Genomic DNA, 17,992 nt, shown 5'->3' on the forward strand with positions numbered 1-17,992 from the left:
CCGGCTGTGGTGAGCCGGGGGCGGGAGCCCCTGTGGTGAGGGCTCCCGCTGGGCGTGCTTCGGGGTCGTAGGACGGCCGCGCGGCGGTGCTTCGGCGCCGCCGCGCGGCCGTTTCCCGGGCCGGCCCGCAGGGGAGAACCCGCACAGGACCTCATCCCGCGGTCCACCTTCAGGAGGTGGGGACGGCCCCACCCCTACAACCTGAGGGGGACGCCGCATCGGGACCTGCGACCGATCCGCGGGCGGCAGGTCCGCTCCTAGCGTGGAGCCATGACCACACCCGTCTGCACCAGCGCCTCGGCCGCCGCCGCACCGGCGCGGCAGACCCACTCGTTCCCGTCGTTCACGTCGTATGTGCGGGCCCGCCAGCCGGTGCTGCTGCGCACCGCGCGGTCGCTCACCGCCAACCCGAGCGACGCCGAGGACCTGCTGCAGACCGCGCTGGCCAAGACCTACGTGGCCTGGGAGCGGATCGAGGACCACCGGGCGCTGGACGGCTACGTGCGCCGGGCGCTGCTGAACACCCGCACCTCGCAGTGGCGCAAGCGCAGGGTGGACGAGTTCGCCTGCGACGAACTGCCCGAACCCGAGCCCGCGCCCGGCGCCGGGGACCCGGCCGAGCGGCAGGCGCTGCACGACGCCATGTGGCGGGCGATCGCCCGGCTGCCCGCGCGACAGCGGGCGATGGTCGTCCTCAGGTACTACGAGGACCTCAGCGAGGCCCAGACGGCCGAGGTGCTCGGCGTCTCGGTGGGCACGGTGAAGTCGGCGGTCTCCCGCGCCCTCGGCAAGCTGCGCGAGGACCCCGAACTGGGCCTGGTCCGCTAGGCCGTGTCCGGGCCCGGACACGGAGGGCTCCGGGCGCCGTCGTCAAACTGTTTCCCTCCTCCTAGTGACATACCGCGCGGTATGTGAGCAGAATCAGCGCAACCCCGACCACCGCGTAGGCAAAGTCGCCCGGGAGGACGCCGTGCTGAGCACCATGCAGGACGTACCGCTGCTGATCTCGAGGATCCTGACCCACGGGTCGACGGTCCACGGGACGTCGCGGGTGACCACCTGGACCGGCGAGGCGGAGCCGCACCGCCGCACCTACGCCGAGATCGGGGCCCGTTCCGCCCAGCTCGCCCACGCGCTGCGCGACGGACTCGGAGTACGGGGCGACGAGCGTGTCGCCACCCTGATGTGGAACAACGCCGAGCACGTCGAGGCGTACTACGCCATCCCCTCCATGGGCGCCGTGCTGCACACGCTCAACCTGCGCCTGCCCGCCGAGCAGTTGGCGTGGATCGTCAACCACGCCGCCGACCGCGTGGTCATCGTCAACGGCTCGCTGATCCCGCTGCTCGCGCCGCTGCTGCCCAAGCTCCCGACCGTGGAGCACATCGTCGTCTCCGGGCCCGGCGACCGCGCCCCGCTCCAGGACGCCACCGCACGCGTCCACGAGTACGAGGAACTGATCGCCGGCCGGCCCACCGCCTACGACTGGCCCGAGCTGGACGAGCGCCGGGCCGCCGCCATGTGCTACACCTCCGGCACCACCGGCGACCCCAAGGGCGTGGTGTACAGCCACCGTTCGATCTACCTGCACTCCATGCAGGTCAACATGGCCGAGTCGATGGGCCTGACCGACCAGGACACCTCGCTGGTCGTGGTCCCCCAGTTCCACGTCAACGCCTGGGGCCTGCCGCACGCCGCGTTGATGACCGGCGTGAACATGCTGATGCCGGACCGCTTCCTGCAGCCGGCCCCGCTCGCCGAGATGATCGAGCGGGAGCGGCCGACGCACGCGGCGGCCGTCCCCACCATCTGGCAGGGCCTGCTCGCCGAGCTGACCGCCCGCCCCCGTGACGTCTCCGCCCTCACCCAGGTCACCATCGGCGGCTCGGCCTGCCCGCCCTCCCTGATGGAGGCCTTCGACGAGCTCGGCATGCGGGTCTGCCACGCCTGGGGCATGACGGAGACCTCCCCGCTGGGCACGGTGGCCCGCCCGCCGGCCGGCTCCATCGGCACCGACGAGGAGTTCGCCTACCGCCTGACCCAGGGCCGCTTCGCGGTGGGCGTGCAGGCCCGGCTCACCGGCCCCGGCGGCGAGCGCATCCCGTGGGACGGCGAGTCGGCGGGCGAGCTGGAGGTGCGCGGTCCCTGGATCGCGGGGGCCTACTACAACGGCCCGGACGCCGAACCGCTGCGCCCCGCCGACAAGTTCAGCGAGGACGGCTGGCTCAAGACCGGCGACGTAGGCACCATCTCCCCCGACGGCTTCCTCACCCTCACCGACCGCGCCAAGGACGTCATCAAGTCCGGCGGCGAGTGGATCTCCTCGGTCGAGCTGGAGAACGCGCTGATGTCCCACCCGGACGTCGCGGAGGCCGCCGTGGTCGCCGTGCCGGACGAGAAGTGGGGCGAGCGCCCGCTGGCCACCGTGGTCCTCCGGGAGGGCGCGAGCGCCGACTTCGAGACGCTGCGCGCGTTCCTCGCCGAGGAGGGCAAGATCGCCAAGTGGCAGCTCCCCGAGCGCTGGACGGTCATCGCGACGGTCCCGAAGACCAGCGTCGGCAAGTTCGACAAGAAGGTGCTCCGCAGGCAGTACGCGGAGGGCGGCCTGGACGTGACCAGGCTCGGCTGACGGCCGCCCCGTACGACGGACAGCCCCCGGCCAGGCGCCGGGGGCTGTCCGTCGTGTGCGGCGGGGGCGACGGCGGGCCGCCGTCCCGCTAGTTCGTGCCGATGCCGGCCAGCAGGTCGACGATCCGGTTCTGCACCTCGGGGCTGGTGGACCGCTCGGCGAGGAACAGCACGGTCTCGCCGGACGCCAGCCGGGGCAGGTCGGCCGGGTCGACGGCCGCGGTGTAGACGACGAGCGGAGTGCGGTTGAGCTGCCCGTTCGCCCGCAGCCAGTCGATGATCCCGCTGAACCCGGCCTGCCGGCGGTGCACCTGCATCAGGTCCATCACCACCAGGTTCGGCCGGAACTGCCCCGCCAGCGTCACCGCGTCGCCGTCGCTCGCGGCCCGCGCCACCTGCATCCCGCGCCGCTCCAGCGTCGAGGTCAGCGCCAGCGCGATCTCCGCGTGCTCCTCGATCAGCAGCACGCGCGGCGGATGCTGCTCGCTGTCGCGCGGCGCCAGCGCCTTCAGCAGCACGGCGGGGTCGGCGCCGTACGCCGCCTCCCGCGTCGCCTGCCCGAGTCCGGCCGTGACCAGCACCGGCACCTCGGCGGCCACCGCCGCCTGGCGCAGCGACTGCAGCGCGGTACGGGTGATCGGACCGGTCAGCGGGTCCACGAACAGCGCGGCGGGGAAGGCCGCGATCTGCGCGTCGACCTCCTCACGGGAGTGCACGACGACCGGCCGGTAGCCGCGGTCGCTCAGCGCCTGCTGCGTCGTCACGTCCGGCGCGGGCCACACCAGCAGCCGGCGCGGGTTGTCCAGCGGCTCCGGCGGCAGCTCGTCGTCCAGCGGCTGCGGACGCGGGGTGTCCGCGACCTCCACGGCCCCGCCGGGACCGTCCAGCGGCTCCGGGCCCTCGGCCGCGTTCGCGTCCGGGGCGCCTATGGCGTACGACCGTCCGCTGCCCTCCGTGGCGGGGGCGAGCCGGGACTGCCCCGCGAGCGAGGGCTGCGCGGGCGGCTGTTCGGCCGGCGGATGCGGCCGGGCGCCCTGCTCAGGCTGCGGCTCCTGGCGCGCGGCCGGGTCGGGCGGCGTGCCCAGCTTGCGCCGGCGGCCGGAACCGCCGGGGGCGTGCGGCGGCGGGGTGGCCGTCGGCTGCTGCTGCACCTGGAGGGCCTGCCGCGCGAACGGCACGCCCTGCCCGAGCGTGCGGACGCTGATCGCCCGGCCCTGGGTGGAGTTCGGGTCGGCGACGTTCCCCGGTGCCTCGGCCGGCAGGGGCTGCGCGGCCCGCGCCGGCTGCCCGGCGGCGTGCTCCGGCGGCAGCGGGGTGCCGCCGGCGGGGGTGACCGCCGGGCCGGGCTGCGGCGCGCCGCCCGCCGGCGGTACGGCCACGCCGGCGCCTGAGGTGCCGTCGGCACCGGGCCACTGCTGCGGTACGGCGGCCGGGGCGGCCGGCCCGGGCTGGGCCACCGGCGCCTGGCCGGCCGCCTCGGCGGGCAGCGGCTGGGCGGCCGGGGGAGTGGCCTGGGCCGGTACGGGCCCGACGTGAGCCGGGGCGCCCTGTGCGGGCACCGCCCGGCCGGGGCCGCCTTGCGCGGGTACCCCCTGGCCGTCGGTGTCCTGGGCGGGCACCGGGTGGCCGGTGGCGGCGGGCGCGGGCTGGGCCGGGGCGCCCTGGGCGGGTACGGGCTGACCGTGTGTGCCCTGGGCGGGCACGGGCCGGCCCTGGGCCGCCTGCGGGGGAACCGGGCGGCCGGAGGGGACGGGTGCGCCCTGGCCGGCGGTGCCCTGCGCGGGCACGGCGGCGTGCGGCACCGCCGTCATCGGCTGACCGGGGACGGCCTGGACCGCTGCGCCGGCCTGAGCCGCGCCACCCTGGCCGGCCGGGGCCGTCGGCGCGGCCCCGCCCTGCGCCGGAATGCCGTGCACCGCAGCGGGCTGCCCGGGAGCCGCCTGCGCGTGCCCCGCCTGCGGGTGGCCGGCCTGGGCCGGGACGGTCCGGGCCGGAGCGTCGGTGGCCTGGGCGGCCCCCCGCACCGGGTCCGTCGCCGCCTCGCCCGGCTGGGCCACGGCCCGCCGCCGGCGGCCGGTCGGCGCGCCGGTGGGGTGCGGCTGCGGAGGGGTGTGGTCCTCGGCCTGGTCCGGCGACATCGCGTCGTGCCGGCCGTCTTCGTCCGCGCCACCGGCGACGGCCGCCGGGGCCTGACGGGGAATCGGGGCCCGGCCGGGGACCGGGGCCTGACCGGTCACCGGGCCGACGCCCGTCGCCGCGCCGGCGGACCCGGGCGAGCGGTCGGCCTCGGCGGGGGGAAGAGCGAAGACCGTACGGGCGCCGGACTCCTGCGCCGCCGCACGCTCCTGCGCCGCGGCCAGCGCCCGTCGGCGCCGACCGGTCGGCTGCGCGTCCTCGGCCGCACCGGCCTGGGCCTGCTCCGCGCCGGCCGCGGGCAGCGCGGGCGGCAGAGCGGCCTGCGGTGCGTCCGGGTCACGCCGGGCACGGCGGCCCGCGGGCACCGGCACGCCCTGCGGCGGCACGGCGCCGCCGAGTCCGCTGCCCACCGCCGCGGTGCCCGCCGCGTGCTCGGCCGCCGTCATCACGGCGCCCTCGCTCACGCCCTCACCGTCGGCGGCGCCCGTCTCGGCCGCCCGGCCGCGCCGCCGTCCGGTCCCGCCGTCACCGGCCTCGGCCGTGACCGTGGCCGGGGCCGCGGCCTCGACCGCGGCCGCCGCACGCCTGCGGCGCCGCCCGGTCGGCGAGGGCGATTCCGTCCCGCCGTCGGCGGGCTCGCCGCTCTCACCGGGAACGTCGCTCTCCAGGAAGGCGTCCGTCGAGCCCCGGCGGGCCCTGCGGCGGCCCCCGGCGGCTCCTGCCCCGGCCTCCTCCGGCGCGGCCGCACCGGCGTCCGGAGCCTGGACGGCGACCGCCCCGGCCCCGCCGCCGAGCGGCACTTCGAGCACGTAGGCGCTGCCGCTCATGCCCGGTACCTCGTGCGTCTGCAGCACTCCGCCGTGCGCCCGGACGATCCCGCGCACGATCGGCTCGTGCACCGGGTCTCCCCCGCTGTACGGCCCGCGCACCTCGATCCGCGCGACCTCGCCGCGCTGGGCGGCGGCGACCACGACCGTGTTGTCCATGTACCCGCCCGCCGAGACGGGCGCGTTGCCGGTGGCGTCGACACCCGCCACGTCCGCGACGAGGTGCGCGAGAGCGGTGGCGAGCCGCTGGGCGTCGACCTCGGCCTCGATGGGCGGCGCGTGCACGGCGAACTGCACCCGGCCGGGCCCGATGAGCTCGACCGCCCCCTCCACACCGGCCGCCACGACGGCGTCGAGCATCACCTTCGTCCGGGTGATGTCCTCACCGCCGGAGTCGAGGTGCTGGTAGCCGAGGACGTTGTCGATGAGCGTGGTGATGCGCGAGTACCCGGCGGACAGGTGGTGCAGCACCTGGTTGGCCTCGGGCCAGAGCTGGCCGGCGTCGTCGGCGGCGAGGGCGGACAGCTCGCGGCGCAGTTCGTCCAGCGGCCCGCGCAGCGACCGGCCCAGCAGCGTGAGCAGTTGCTCGTGCCGTCCGGCGAGCGCCTCGTAGCGGTCCTTCTCCCGCTCGCCGAGGGCGGCGTACCGCTCCTCGCCGGCCGCCAGCTCCTCCAGGTGCTGCTCGCGCAGTTCCTCGAGCTCGGTGACGTGCTTCTGGCGCAGCGCGGTCAGGTCGGAGGCGTGCTCCTCGGAGAGCCGCTCCAACTCCTCGGCGTGCGCCTTCTCCAGGGCGTCCTTCTCCTCGGCGAGCACGTCGTACGGCCGCCGGTCGGCGAAGGTCATCACGGCGCCGACGAGCTGGTCGCCGTCGCGCACGGGCGCGGTGGTCAGGTCGACCGAGACCTGCTCCCCGCTCTTGGACCACAGCACCTGCCCGCGCACCCGGTGCTTGCGACCGGAGCGCAGGGTGTCGGCGAGCGGGGACTCCGCGTACGGGAAGGGGGAGCCGTCGGCGCGCGAGTGCAGCACGAGGGTGTGCAGCTCCTTGCCGCCCAGCTCACCGGCCCGGTAACCCAGTATCTGGGCGGCGGCCGGATTGACCAGCACGATCCGCCCGTCGGTGTCCGTGCCGACGACACCCTCCGAGGCCGCCCGCAGGATCATCTCGGTCTGCCGCTGCGAACGGGCCAGCTCCGCCTCGGTGTCCACGGTCCCCGACAGGTCCCGCACCACGAGCATCAGCAGCTCGTCACCGGTGTAGCCGTAACCGTCGTACGCCTGCTGCCCGTTCTCCAGATTCGCGCTCGTGACCTCGACCGGGAACTCCGTCCCGTCCGTCCGCCGGGCGATCATGCGGGTGGGCTTCGTCCGGCCGCGCGGGTCCATGTGATCGGGCCGCCGCATGGAGCCGGGGATGAGCCGCGAGTCGAACTGCGGCAGCAGATCGAGCAGCCCGCGCCCGACGAGGGCGGTGCCCGGCGCCTCGAAGGCCTCCAGGGCGATCGTGTTGGCGTTGACGACGGTTCCGTTGGCGTTGACCAGGACCAACGCGTCGGGCAGCGCGTCGAGTATGGCTGCGAGGCGAGCAGCGCCTCGGGATGGCCTGCTGCTCACGAGACGCTTCCTCCTTGTCACCGCACCTTGCCGACCGCTCGGGCCATCTTGCCAACCGGCCCGCGGGGTGTCACGCGAGGGAGTCTAAAGCCACGGGTTGCGCCGGCGACGTCGGATGAGAGGGAGGTCGCACGACGAAGTGACGGCGAACATGTGACCGCACGCGTCCGTCGCACGTCCGCCGTGCGGCCGTGATGCGCCCGTCGCGGGGGTGTCACCGCGCCGACCTCGCGCCGACCTCGCGCCGGCACCGTTCCGGGACCGTTCCCGGACCGTTCCACCGTCGTCGTCCGGGCTCCGCGAGACCTTCGCGGGACCTTTACGAGAGCGGTGGCCGGCCGCGCCGGGGACCGCCTGCGCGCTCGGACCGCGGGCTGCCGGCGCGGCTGGACCGGCGATCGCCTACGCGGTCGGGCCGAGGCCGGGCAGCAGCGGCACCATCCGGTCCCACCGCGCGATCTCGCATCCGTTGCCCCGGTCGTACGCGGCGTCGACCGGGCGCCCGGCCCAGGTGCCGGTGACCCGGGCGGTGGCCGGTCCGCCGTAGAGCATGGTGCAGACGCTGTCGGGGGCGACCGGGGCGAAGGTGTCCCGTCCCCACTGCGTGTTCGCGTCGAGCGCCCGGCAGGCTCCCGCCGCGTCCGGGTGATCACCGGCGGTGGGATGGCAGGACAACTCGTACGTGCCGTCGAGCCGGGGACCCGCGTTCCGGACGACGACACGGAGGTGATCGCCGGCCTCGTCCTCCGGCCGCGCCGGCGGGGGCATGAGGCCCGCGGTCCGCAGGGCGGGCATGAGCCGGGCGCCGCCGGCGGTCGCGATCGGGGAGGCCGATGCCGCCGGGGCTGCTTGGGCCGCCGATGCCGGCGGGGCTGCCGACGCCGCTTGGGCTGCCGATGCCGGCGGGGCGACCGATGCCGGTGGTGCCGCTGTGGCCGGTGTGGCGGTGAGGGCGGACAGGGACGGGACCGAGAGCGCGGCGAGGGCCGATACCAGGACGCCCCGCGGGACGACCGACAAGACAGAGACCATGCCCTGATCAACGCGCTCGGGCCCCGGACGTTGCGGCGCCGCGACACCGGGCGAAGCCCTTTGCCCTGCGGCCCCCGCTCCTAGTACCGTGGGGGTCGATTGGTGACAGCACGCTCGACTGTGTCATCATCTGCACGCACCAGTCGCGCGCTCGCGTGAGTGGTTGTGCTGGAGGCGTCGCCTAGTCCGGTCTATGGCGCCGCACTGCTAATGCGGTTTGGGCCTTAAAGCCCATCGAGGGTTCAAATCCCTCCGCCTCCGCGCCCATCCCGAAGCCCCGGTCCCAGGACCGGGGCTTCGGCGTTGTCGGCCTCTCACCCCTCGTTCGCACGTTTCCGCAGGTCACAAGGGGTGTGCGGATCGGATTTCACATGACGGCGGCAGTCATGTAATGTTCTTCCTGTCGCCGCGAGCGGGCCGGAAGGGCCGGGAGCGGAAGACAAAAACAAAAGAACAAGCACTCGTAGCTTAACGGATAGAGCATCTGACTACGGATCAGAAGGTTGCAGGTTCGAATCCTGCCGAGTGCACATAGGACGAAGGCCCCGGAGAGATCCGGGGCCTTCGGCGTTCTGCCGGGTGTTCGCGACCGGTGAGCGTGAGCCATGCTCGCCAACCTCGGGCGTGGTCACGAGCATCTGTTCTTGAGGGTGGCATGACCGATCGGGACTGGGACGACGACGGGGGCTGCGAGAACGCGGTCGAGCAGGCCGAGCGGACGACCCGGATCGGGTGGGCAGCGATCGCGGGTGTGACCGGACTGCTGGGCGTCGGTGTGATCGCCGTCGTCATCGGCATGGGGTACGTCGTGGTCGCCGTGCCCTAGCGCGTGAGCGGTTCAGGCAAGGGCGTTGCGCCGTTGCGTCAACCGCGCCTGACACCGCCTCAGCATCGGCGCGTCAGCGTCGTCGGCTCCGCGTTGTCGTGGGTCGCGGCCGCCGCGCCGGAGGCGATGCCGCGTGTGCCGGACGCCTGGCCGGGGCCGTCCGCCGGGCCGCCGCTGTGAGGGCGGTCGCCGCCCAGGCCGCTCAGCGCCGACGCGGGTCACCGGTGCTCCCGGAGCAGGGCGAGCCGGCGTTTGTACTCCTCTTCGTCGATCTCCCCGCGCGCGAACCGCTCGGCGAGCACGTTCTCCGCTCCCCAGCCCTGCCATCCGCCTCCGCCGGGCGGCGGGGGCGAGCCCGGCTGCTGATGACGACGCGTACCGGCGAGGTGGCGCACCAGTGCGATCAGGCCGGCGATCAGGACGGCCCAGAACAGCACCATGGACACCGTCATGACGAACCAGCCGCCCCAGCCCCATCCGCCGTCGTACCACATCATGCCGATCACTTCCCTCGGCTGATTGCCGCGTCAAGACCAGAATGGATCAGCGCGGCCCCCGGCGCCCTGGGCCATTGGTGCTCGGCCGTAGGGCCGGAGGGCCCAACGCCGCGATGACGGAGCCCCCGGCCCGCCGGTGCCGGAGCGGCTCATGGCGGGGCGGTCGCTCAGCAGTCCTCCTGCGGGTCGTCGCGGTTCAGCTTCTCCAGGTACTCATGGGCCAGTCCCGTGGCCCGGGTGAACCAGTCGGTGATGACCGACAGCTCTTCGGGGGAGTAGTCGGCGAACAGTTCCATGACGCGTTTGTAGTGGCCCGCGTACACCGCCTCGACCCGGGTCACCGCGGCCGGGACGGGGGCCACCCGGACGCGGCGGCGGTCGGCCGGGTCGGGGCGGCGGGTGACGTAGCCCGCGCGTTCCAGGCGGTTGAGGATCCCGGTGACCGCGCCGGTGGTCACGTGCGCCCGGGCCGCGAGGTCGCCGGCCGTGAGCAGTTCCTCGCCGGCCTCCAGGACGAAGCCGAAGCAGGTGAGGTCGGTGACGTTCAGGCCCAGCCGCCGGGCCAGTTCCTGCTGGCCGATCAGGTGGGCGGCGATGAGGTCGTCCATCGCCGACAGCGCCCGCGCCGGATCGGCGGGCGGTCGGGGCGTGCCGTCCATCTTCCTTATTCCCTTAGCTCGTGAGATATTCGGGAGGTAAATGCCTTAGCCCGTGAGGGAAAATCATCGCTGTCCCTGGAGGCGGCCTCATGAGTCTGTACGACGAGGGTCACACGATCGCCGGCTGGACCGGTGTCGCCGTCGCGACCACCGGATCCGCTGTGGCCGGATGGGGTGTCTGCGCAGCCTCGGCGGCGGGAGTCGCCGGCGGCCTGGTCGTCGTCGCCGCGAGCGTCCTGGTGACCTGGGCACTGCACCTGACCGGCTGGGGGAAGCCGCCGGGCGTGCGGCCGCGGGAGCAGTGGAGCCTGCGGTCCCGCGACACCCAGGCCCGCGACGGCCACCCGGGCTGCGTCGGCTGCCGCCTGGCGGGCCGGGGGCGGCGGAGCGCGGGCCGGGCGGCGGTGCCGGGAAGGGCGGCCGCCGAACCGGCGACCCTGCCCGCTGCCGACTGAGCCGCTCGCGCACCGTGGTGCCGCCGGTCGCGCCGAAGTCGTTGTCAGTGGTGGCCTCTACGCTCGCTGGTGATGGGACGCGTGTGGAAGTGTTCGGGGCTGCGGTGGACGCCGGACGGTCCCGTGCTGGTCTGGGACGGCGGCCGGCGCAGTGGGCTGACCTGGGGCAAGCGGGTGGCCTTCGCGGTGCCGGAGGGGGCCGTGCGGCGGTGCGTGGGGGCCCGGGGGAACCCGTGTCCGGTGGCGGCCGGGGTGCCGGGGCGGAGTACGGGGGCCCGGTGCGAGGAGTGCGCGCGGCTGGACCGGGCGCACTCGGTGGCCGCCGACACCCTCGCCGACGATCCGCGGCCGTACCGGGTGTACCTCGCCTGGTTCGGGCCCGGCATGGTCAAGGTCGGCATCACCGGCGTCGGGCGCGGTCCGGCGCGGCTGCTCGAACAGGGCGCCGTCTGTTTCACCTGGCTGGGCTCCGGTCCGCTGATGGCCGCCCGGCGGACCGAGGAGCTGCTGCGGGCCGCGCTCCGGGTGCCGGACCGGATCCCGTACGCCGACAAGCGGGCCGTGCGGGCGGCGTTGCCCGTGACGGCGGCCGAACGGGCGCGTGAGGTGGAGGAGTTGCACGCGCGGGCCGGCGTCCTCGCGGAGTGGCCGGAGTCGCTGGGCCGGGAGCCGTGCCGGGTGGTGGACCACGTGGAGCGGTTCGGGCTCCTCGGGCCGGCGGCGGCCGCCGGCGGCGATGTCGTGGAGCTGGCGCCGGGCGGGGCCGTGAGCGGGGAACTGGTCGCGGCCGCCGGGCCGGACCTGCATCTCGCGGTCGGCGGCCGGCGGGGGACCGTCGTCCTCGACACCCGGCTGATGACCGGGTGGGAGGTGACGCCCCGGTCGTCGGACACCGGTGAACTGAGCTTTCCGGTACGCGAGTTCACCAGGGCGCCGGACGGGCTGTTCTGACGGCGCCGGCCGGGGCGGGCCGTTCCCAGGTGTTCCCTGAGAGGCGCCTGTGTGTTTCTCAGGGAAATCACAGACTGGGGAAAGCGTCTTCTCAGAGGGCGCCGACAGGGTGTCCGCCATGACCACGACCTCGCCCCAGGGGCGCACCGAACTGCTGAGGCCGGACGGGAGCCCCGTCCGCGTGCTTGTGGTGGACGACGAACTGTCGATCACCGAACTGCTGAGCATGGCCCTTCGTTACGAGGGCTGGCAGATCAGGAGTGCGGGCGACGGGCAGGGCGCCGTCCGGACGGCCCGCGAGTTCCGGCCCGACGCCGTCGTCCTGGACATGATGCTGCCGGACATGGACGGGCTGGCCGCCCTGCAGCGGCTGCGCCGCGAGCTGCCCGACGTCCCCGTCCTCTTCCTGACCGCGAAGGACGCGGTGGAGGACCGGATCGCCGGTCTCACCGCCGGCGGCGACGACTACGTCACCAAGCCGTTCAGCCTGGAGGAGGTCGTGGCCCGGCTGCGCGGGCTGATCCGGCGCGCCGGCGCCGGCGGCCGGAGGTCCGACTCGATGCTCGTCGTGGGCGACCTGACCCTGGACGAGGACAGCCACGAGGTGTCGCGGGGCGGGGTCGACATCCACCTGACCGCCACCGAGTTCGAGCTGCTGCGCTTCCTGATGCGCAATCCGCGGCGCGTGCTCAGCAAGGCGCAGATCCTGGACCGCGTGTGGTCCTACGACTTCGGCGGCCAGGCCAACGTCGTCGAGCTGTACATCTCCTACCTCCGCAGGAAGATCGACGCCGGCCGGGAGCCGATGATCCACACCCGGCGAGGGGCCGGTTACCTGATCAAGCCGGCCGTGTGATGAGCGGACGACGACGGCCGCGTCCGCGGGAGCGAGCGCGGCAGCCGCGCACCCTGCGGACCCGGCTCGTCGTCGCGTCGGTGGTGCTGATCGCCGTGGTCTGCGCGGTGATCGGCACGGTCACCACGCTGGCGCTGCGTTCGCACCTGTACGACCAGCTCAACGGCCAGCTCGACGAGGTCGCCGCCCGCGCGTCCGGCTCCTTCGGGCCGCCGGGCGAGGAGCCCCGGGGCGCCCTGGCGCCGGGCGGGCAACAGCCCAGGACGCATCCGCCGGCCCTCACCGACTTCGTCACCAGGGGGCCGCAGCCGCAGGGCACCGTCGCGGCCACGGTCGAGAACGGTGTGATCACCGACGCCCGGCGGGGCGAGCAGTCCCCCAGTGATTTCGAGCTGAGGCCGAAGTCGCTGACCAAGGCGCAGACCGCCGCCCTGCAGGCCGTTCCACGGGAGGACGGGGCACAGCACACCGTCGGCCTCCCCGGCCTCGGCGAGTACCGGGCCGAGTACCGGACCGGAACCAACGGCGCCTACTACGTCGCCGTACCGACGGCATCGGTCGACAACACGATCGACACCCTGATCCTCGTCGAGATCAGCGTCACCGCGGCCGGCCTCGTCGCCGCCGTCATCGCGGGCTACGCGCTCGTCGGCGTCGCCACCCGCCCCCTGCGCAGGGTCGCCGCCACCGCCACCCGGGTCTCCGAACTGCGCCTGCACACCGGCGAGGTGAACCTGAGCGAGCGGGTGCCGGAGTCGGAGTGCGACCCGCACACCGAGGTCGGCCGGGTGGGCGCCGCGCTCAACCGCATGCTCGACCACGTGCACGGCGCGCTGCACGCCCGGCAGCGCAGCGAGACCCGGGTACGGCAGTTCGTCGCCGACGCCAGTCACGAGCTGCGCACGCCGCTCGCCTCCATCCGCGGCTACGCCGAACTCACCAGGCGCGGAGGCGAACAGGTCGGACCCGACACCCGGCACGCCCTCGGCCGCATCGAGTCCGAGGCCGGGCGGATGACCCTGCTCGTCGAGGACCTCCTGCTGCTCGCCCGGCTGGACGCCGGACGCCCGCTGCGCTTCGAGCGGACCGATCTCGTGCCGCTCGTCGTGGACACCGTCAGCGACGCCCGCGCGGCCGGCCTCGACCACAACTGGCGGCTCGACCTGCCGGACGCGCCGGCCCCCGTGGCCGCGGACGCGGCCCGCCTGCAGCAGGTGCTGGTCAACCTGCTGGGCAACGCCCGCAACCACACCCCGCCGGGGACGACCGTCACCGCGCGCGTGCGGCGGCGCGGGCCGTGGATCCGCGTGGACGTCGAGGACGACGGGCCGGGCATCCCGGCCGGCCTGCTGCCGCACGTCTTCGAGCGGTTCGCCCGCGGGGACTCGGCCCGCTCGCGCGCCACCGGGTCCACCGGCCTGGGACTCGCCATCGTGCAGGCCGTGGCCACCGCGCACGGCGGCGCCGTGACCGTGGACAGCGTGCCCGGGCGGACGGTGTTCACCGTGCACCTGCCCGCGCCGGGCTCCGCCGAGGCGCTGCCCGACGCCGGTGCGGACCGGGCGCCGCACCCGCCGGCCCCGCACGGCTCCCACTCACAGGTGCGGCACAGCACCACCACATGGGCGGAACAGGGCGCCTGAGCAGAGTCGGTGCCATGCGAACCGACCCTTCTCCCGGCACCCTGCCGGCGCGGGAGCACCTCCCGGCCGGAAACGCCGGTACGCCTGTCCTCGACGTAGTGATCCCCGTCTACAACGAGGAGAAGGACCTCCAGCCGTGCGTGCGCAGACTGCGCGAGCACCTCGCGCGCACCTTCCCGTACGCCTTCCGGATCACCGTCGCGGACAACGCCTCCACGGACAGCACCCCGCGGGTGGCGGCGCGGCTGGCCGCGGAGCTGCCCGAGGTCAGCGCCGTCCGGCTGGAGCAGAAGGGCCGGGGCCGCGCCCTGCGGACGGTGTGGTCCGCGTCCGACGCGCCGGTCCTGGCGTACATGGACGTCGATCTGTCCACCGACCTCAACGCCCTGCTGCCGCTGGTGGCGCCGCTGATCTCGGGCCACTCCGACCTCGCGATCGGCTCCCGGCTCGCCCGTGCCTCACGGGTGGTGCGGGGCCCCAGGCGTGAGTTCGTCAGCCGGGCCTACAACCTGATCCTGCGCGGCTCGCTGCAGGCCCGCTTCTCGGACGCCCAGTGCGGCTTCAAAGCCATCCGGCGGGACGTGGCGCGGGTGCTGCTGCCGCTGGTGGAGGACACCGGCTGGTTCTTCGACACCGAGATGCTGGTGCTCGCCGAGCGGGCGGGGCTGCGGATCCACGAGGTGCCGGTCGACTGGGTCGACGACCCCGACTCGACCGTGCACATCGTGCGGACCGCGACCGACGACCTCAAGGGCGTGTGGCGCGTCGGCCGGGCACTGGCCACCGGCTCGCTGCCGCTGGACCGGCTCACCCGGCCGTTCGGCGACGACCCGCGCGACCGGGAGATCCAGGTCGTGCCCCGCGGCCTCGCCCGCCAGCTCGTCGGGTTCTGCGTGGTCGGCGGCCTGTCGACCCTGTTCTACCTGCTGCTGTACAGCGGCTTCCGGCAGTTCTCCGGCCCGCAGACCGCCAACGCGCTCGCGCTGCTGGTCTCGGCGGTCGCCAACACGGCCGCCAACCGCCGGCTGACCTTCGGGGTGCGCGGCCGGGGCGGTGCGGTCCGGCACCAGGCGCAGGGCCTGGTCGTCTTCGCCATCGGACTCGCTCTGACCAGCGGCTCCCTGGCCGCGCTGAACGCGGCCGGCGGCAGTCCCGCGCACTCCACCGAGCTGGCGGTGCTCATCGCCGCCAACCTCGCGGCGACCGTGCTGCGCTTCCTGCTCTTCAGGGCCTGGGTGTTCCCGGACCGGCCGGAGGACGGCCCGGCCCGCCCCGTGGCCGCCGCGCACATCCGGTCCGCACACATCCCGTCCGCGGGCATCCCGTCCGCGCCGGACCGGGGCACGGCGCCGCCGCCGGCCGGCGCCACGACCGTGCCGCACCGGCCGGACGGCCCGCTGCCGCGCCGTCCGCTGCCGCACCCGGCCCACGGCCCGTACCGGACCACCGCCCAGGTCCGCGCCGGAGAGGCCGCGGACGGCACCTGGAGGGACGGCACCACGCCGCTGCGGCCGGCGCGCCCGCACGACACCGACCCGGGGGATCCTCGATGACCACGCACCACGACCAGCCCGCCCAGCAGGACTCCCCCGCCGCCTGGGGCCCGCCCCCGACGGCTCCCCCGCCGGAGGCGGGAGCGGCCGAGCCCCGCCGCCCCCTCGGGTCCCGGGTGTGGCGCGGCCGCCCCGAGGACCCGCGCTGGGCCCGCCCGGCCCTCCTCGTCCTGCTCGCCCTCACCCTCGTCACCTACCTGTACGGCCTGAGCGCCTCCGGCTACGCCAACTCCTTCTACTCGGCGGCCGTCCAGGCGGGCAGCAGGTCGTGGAAGGCGTTCTTCTTCGGCTCGCTGGACGCGGGCAACGCCATCACCGTCGACAAGCCCTCGGCCTTCATGTGGCCGATGGAGCTGTCGGTGCGGATCTTCGGCCTCAACTCGTGGGCGATCCTCACCCCGCAGGTGCTCATGGGCGTCGGCACGGTGGCGGTGGTGTACGCCGGGGTACGGCGGCGGTCCGGCCCCGCGGCCGGTCTGATCGCGGGTGCTGTGCTGGCGCTCACCCCGGTCGCCGCGCTGATGTTCCGGTTCAATAACCCGGACGCGCTGCTGGCCCTGCTGATGTCGCTGGCCTGCTACTTCGTCGTCCGAGCGGTGGAGGACGGGCGGACCCGGTGGCTGGTGTGGGCGGGCGTCGCGATCGGGTTCGCGTTCCTCGCCAAGACCCTGCAGGCGTTCCTCGTCCTGCCGCCGCTGGCGGTCGTCTACGCCGTCTGCGGTCCGGTCCGGCTGCGCAAGCGGCTGGGGCAACTGGCCCTCGCCACCGTGGCGCTCGTGGTGGCGGGCGGCTGGTGGGTGGCAATCGTGGAGCTGTGGCCGGCCTCCTCACGCCCCTACGTCGGCGGTTCGCAGAACAACAGCTTCCTCGAGCTGACCTTCGGCTACAACGGGCTGGGCCGGATCAGCGGCGACGAGACCGGCAGCGTCGGCGGCGGTGGCGGCGCGGGCGGCTCCGGGCAGTGGGGCCAGACCGGCTGGGACCGGATGTTCGACTCGGAGACCGGCAGCCAGATCTCCTGGCTCCTCCCGGCCGCGCTGATCCTGCTGGCCGCCGGCCTGTGGGCGACGCGCGGGGCCCGGCGGACGTCGGCGACGCGCGCCTCGTTCCTGGTCTGGGGCGGCTCGCTGCTGATCACCATGGTGGTCTTCAGCTACATGGCGGGCATCTTCCACCAGTACTACACGGTGGCCCTCGCCCCCTACGTGGCGGCCGTCACCGGCATGGGCGCCGGACTGCTGTGGGAGCGGCGCCGGGAGACCTGGGCCTCGATCACGCTCGCCGCCGCCGTGGTGGCCGCGGCCGCCTGGGGCTACGTCCTGCTCGACCGCACCCCCGGCTACCTGCCGTGGCTGAGGTGGCTGGTGCTGGTCGGCGGCCTCGCGGCCGCGTTCGGGCTGGTCTTCGCGGGGCGGATCTCCCGGCGGCTGGCACTCGGCGCGGCGGCGGCGGGCCTGGTGGCCGCACTGGCCGGCCCGGCCGCGTACACCCTCAGCACGGTGAACTCGGCACACACCGGCTCCATCCCGACGGCGGGTCCGGCGGGCGCGAGCAGGACGGGCTTCGGCGGCGGCCGCCCGGGCGGCGGCGACGGCGGCATGCCGGGTGGCTTCGGCGGCGGGATGCCGGGCCAGGGCGCGCAGAACCGGCAGGGCGGGCAGGGCGCGCCGAACGGGATCGCGAACCCCCCGGGTCAGGGCCAGGGCTTCCCCGGCGGGGGCATGCCGGGCGGGAACGGCAACGCCCAGGGCCAGGGCCAGGGGCCGGGGAACGGGAACGGCTTCCCGGGCGGGGGCGCCATGGGCGAGGGCGGTCGCGCGGGCGGCGGCGGTCTCCTGGACGGCGCGCAGGTCGGCTCGGCGGCGAAGAAGCTGCTGGAGGCGGACGCGGGGCAGTACACCTGGGTCGCCGCCTCCATCGGCTCCCAGAACGCCGCGAGCTACCAGCTCGCCACCGGCGACCCGGTGATGGCGATCGGCGGCTTCAACGGCACCGACCCGTCCCCGACACTGGCCCAGTTCAAGAAGTACGTGTCCGAAGGGAGGATCCATTACTTCATCGCCGGCGGTGGCATGGGCGGCGGCATGGGCGGCGGCAGCGGTTCGGCGTCGCGGATCAGCTCGTGGGTCCAGGGCAACTTCAAGAAGGTGACGGTCGGTTCGGCCACCTTCTACGACCTGACGAAGAGCGGCTGAGGCGCGGCGGCCCGAGCGGGACGCGCCGTTCACCGTCCGGCTCCGGCCGTGCGGTGAACGGCGCGTGCGTGTTCCACCCGGTCGGGGCGGGCTCCCGCGCGGACCGCCTAAGAACTCGCC

The 17,992-nt window shown here is 74.8% G+C and carries 13 protein-coding genes and 2 tRNA genes; 11 read left to right on the forward strand and 4 right to left on the reverse strand.

From position 1 onward, the window contains the following. Positions 1-270 precede the first annotated feature (270 nt). A complete protein-coding gene (locus TNCT1_RS09455; protein ID WP_143630372.1) occupies positions 271-828 on the forward strand; it encodes a SigE family RNA polymerase sigma factor in 558 nt (185 codons plus the stop codon). 142 nt (positions 829-970) lie between these two features. Beyond that, entirely contained in the window at positions 971-2,629 is a 1,659-nt protein-coding gene (locus TNCT1_RS09460; RefSeq protein WP_174266207.1) for a long-chain fatty acid--CoA ligase, read from the forward strand. Between the two features lie 88 nt (positions 2,630-2,717). Here TNCT1_RS09460 and TNCT1_RS09465 read toward each other — a convergent pair whose 3' ends face one another. Both TNCT1_RS09465 and TNCT1_RS36205 read right to left on the reverse strand, forming a co-directional pair. Further along, positions 2,718-7,205, reverse strand: a complete 4,488-nt coding sequence (locus TNCT1_RS09465; protein WP_143630374.1) for a PAS domain-containing protein — start codon at positions 7,203-7,205, stop codon at positions 2,718-2,720. Positions 7,206-7,607: 402 nt separating this feature from the next. Further along, a complete protein-coding gene (locus TNCT1_RS36205) occupies positions 7,608-8,000 on the reverse strand; it encodes an SSI family serine proteinase inhibitor (protein ID WP_235902445.1) in 393 nt (130 codons plus the stop codon). A 407-nt stretch (positions 8,001-8,407) separates the two neighbouring features. Between TNCT1_RS36205 and TNCT1_RS09475 the strand changes: the two genes are divergently transcribed. The 3 genes from TNCT1_RS09475 to TNCT1_RS35510 all read left to right on the forward strand — a co-directional run bounded on the left by TNCT1_RS09475 (position 8,408) and on the right by TNCT1_RS35510 (position 9,063). After that, positions 8,408-8,498 (forward strand) — tRNA-Ser (locus TNCT1_RS09475). Between the two features lie 196 nt (positions 8,499-8,694). After that, positions 8,695-8,767 (forward strand) — tRNA-Arg (locus tag TNCT1_RS09480). A gap of 125 nt (positions 8,768-8,892) precedes the next feature. Then, positions 8,893-9,063: a hypothetical protein gene (locus TNCT1_RS35510; protein ID WP_160160383.1), complete on the forward strand. Its 171-nt coding sequence runs from the start codon at positions 8,893-8,895 to the stop codon at positions 9,061-9,063. Positions 9,064-9,281: 218 nt separating this feature from the next. Here the strand turns inward: TNCT1_RS35510 and TNCT1_RS09490 are convergent, their stop codons facing one another. Then, a complete protein-coding gene (locus tag TNCT1_RS09490) occupies positions 9,282-9,560 on the reverse strand; it encodes an SHOCT domain-containing protein (RefSeq protein WP_143630380.1) in 279 nt (92 codons plus the stop codon). 167 nt (positions 9,561-9,727) lie between these two features. Beyond that, complete coding sequence (locus TNCT1_RS09495; protein ID WP_143630382.1) at positions 9,728-10,219, reverse strand: MarR family winged helix-turn-helix transcriptional regulator; 492 nt, start codon at positions 10,217-10,219, stop codon at positions 9,728-9,730. Between the two features lie 89 nt (positions 10,220-10,308). On the opposite strand from TNCT1_RS09495, the gene TNCT1_RS09500 reads away from it, so the two are divergent. From TNCT1_RS09500 to TNCT1_RS09525, 6 genes are all read left to right on the forward strand, one after another. After that, a complete protein-coding gene (locus tag TNCT1_RS09500; RefSeq protein ID WP_143630384.1) occupies positions 10,309-10,674 on the forward strand; it encodes an HGxxPAAW family protein in 366 nt (121 codons plus the stop codon). 72 nt (positions 10,675-10,746) lie between these two features. Continuing rightward, complete coding sequence (locus tag TNCT1_RS09505; RefSeq protein WP_143630385.1) at positions 10,747-11,625, forward strand: DUF2797 domain-containing protein; 879 nt, start codon at positions 10,747-10,749, stop codon at positions 11,623-11,625. A gap of 118 nt (positions 11,626-11,743) precedes the next feature. Beyond that, entirely contained in the window at positions 11,744-12,481 is a 738-nt protein-coding gene (locus TNCT1_RS09510; RefSeq protein ID WP_174266208.1) for a response regulator transcription factor, read from the forward strand. Next, positions 12,481-14,124 (forward strand): cell wall metabolism sensor histidine kinase WalK, encoded by a 1,644-nt coding sequence (locus tag TNCT1_RS09515; protein WP_143630387.1) that lies wholly within the window; start codon positions 12,481-12,483, stop codon positions 14,122-14,124. The genes TNCT1_RS09510 and TNCT1_RS09515 overlap by 1 nt, the downstream gene beginning before the upstream one ends. 14 nt (positions 14,125-14,138) lie before the next feature. Further along, on the forward strand, positions 14,139-15,677 hold the full coding sequence (locus TNCT1_RS09520; RefSeq protein ID WP_143630388.1) for a bifunctional glycosyltransferase family 2/GtrA family protein: 1,539 nt from the start codon (positions 14,139-14,141) through the stop codon (positions 15,675-15,677). Next, positions 15,674-17,872 (forward strand): glycosyltransferase family 39 protein, encoded by a 2,199-nt coding sequence (locus TNCT1_RS09525; protein WP_143630389.1) that lies wholly within the window; start codon positions 15,674-15,676, stop codon positions 17,870-17,872. Before TNCT1_RS09520 ends, TNCT1_RS09525 begins: the two co-directional genes overlap by 4 nt. The last annotated feature ends 120 nt before the right edge of the window (positions 17,873-17,992 follow it).

Origin of the sequence: Streptomyces sp. 1-11, from assembly GCF_007176755.1 — a bacterium.
GTDB lineage: Bacteria > Actinomycetota > Actinomycetes > Streptomycetales > Streptomycetaceae > Streptomyces.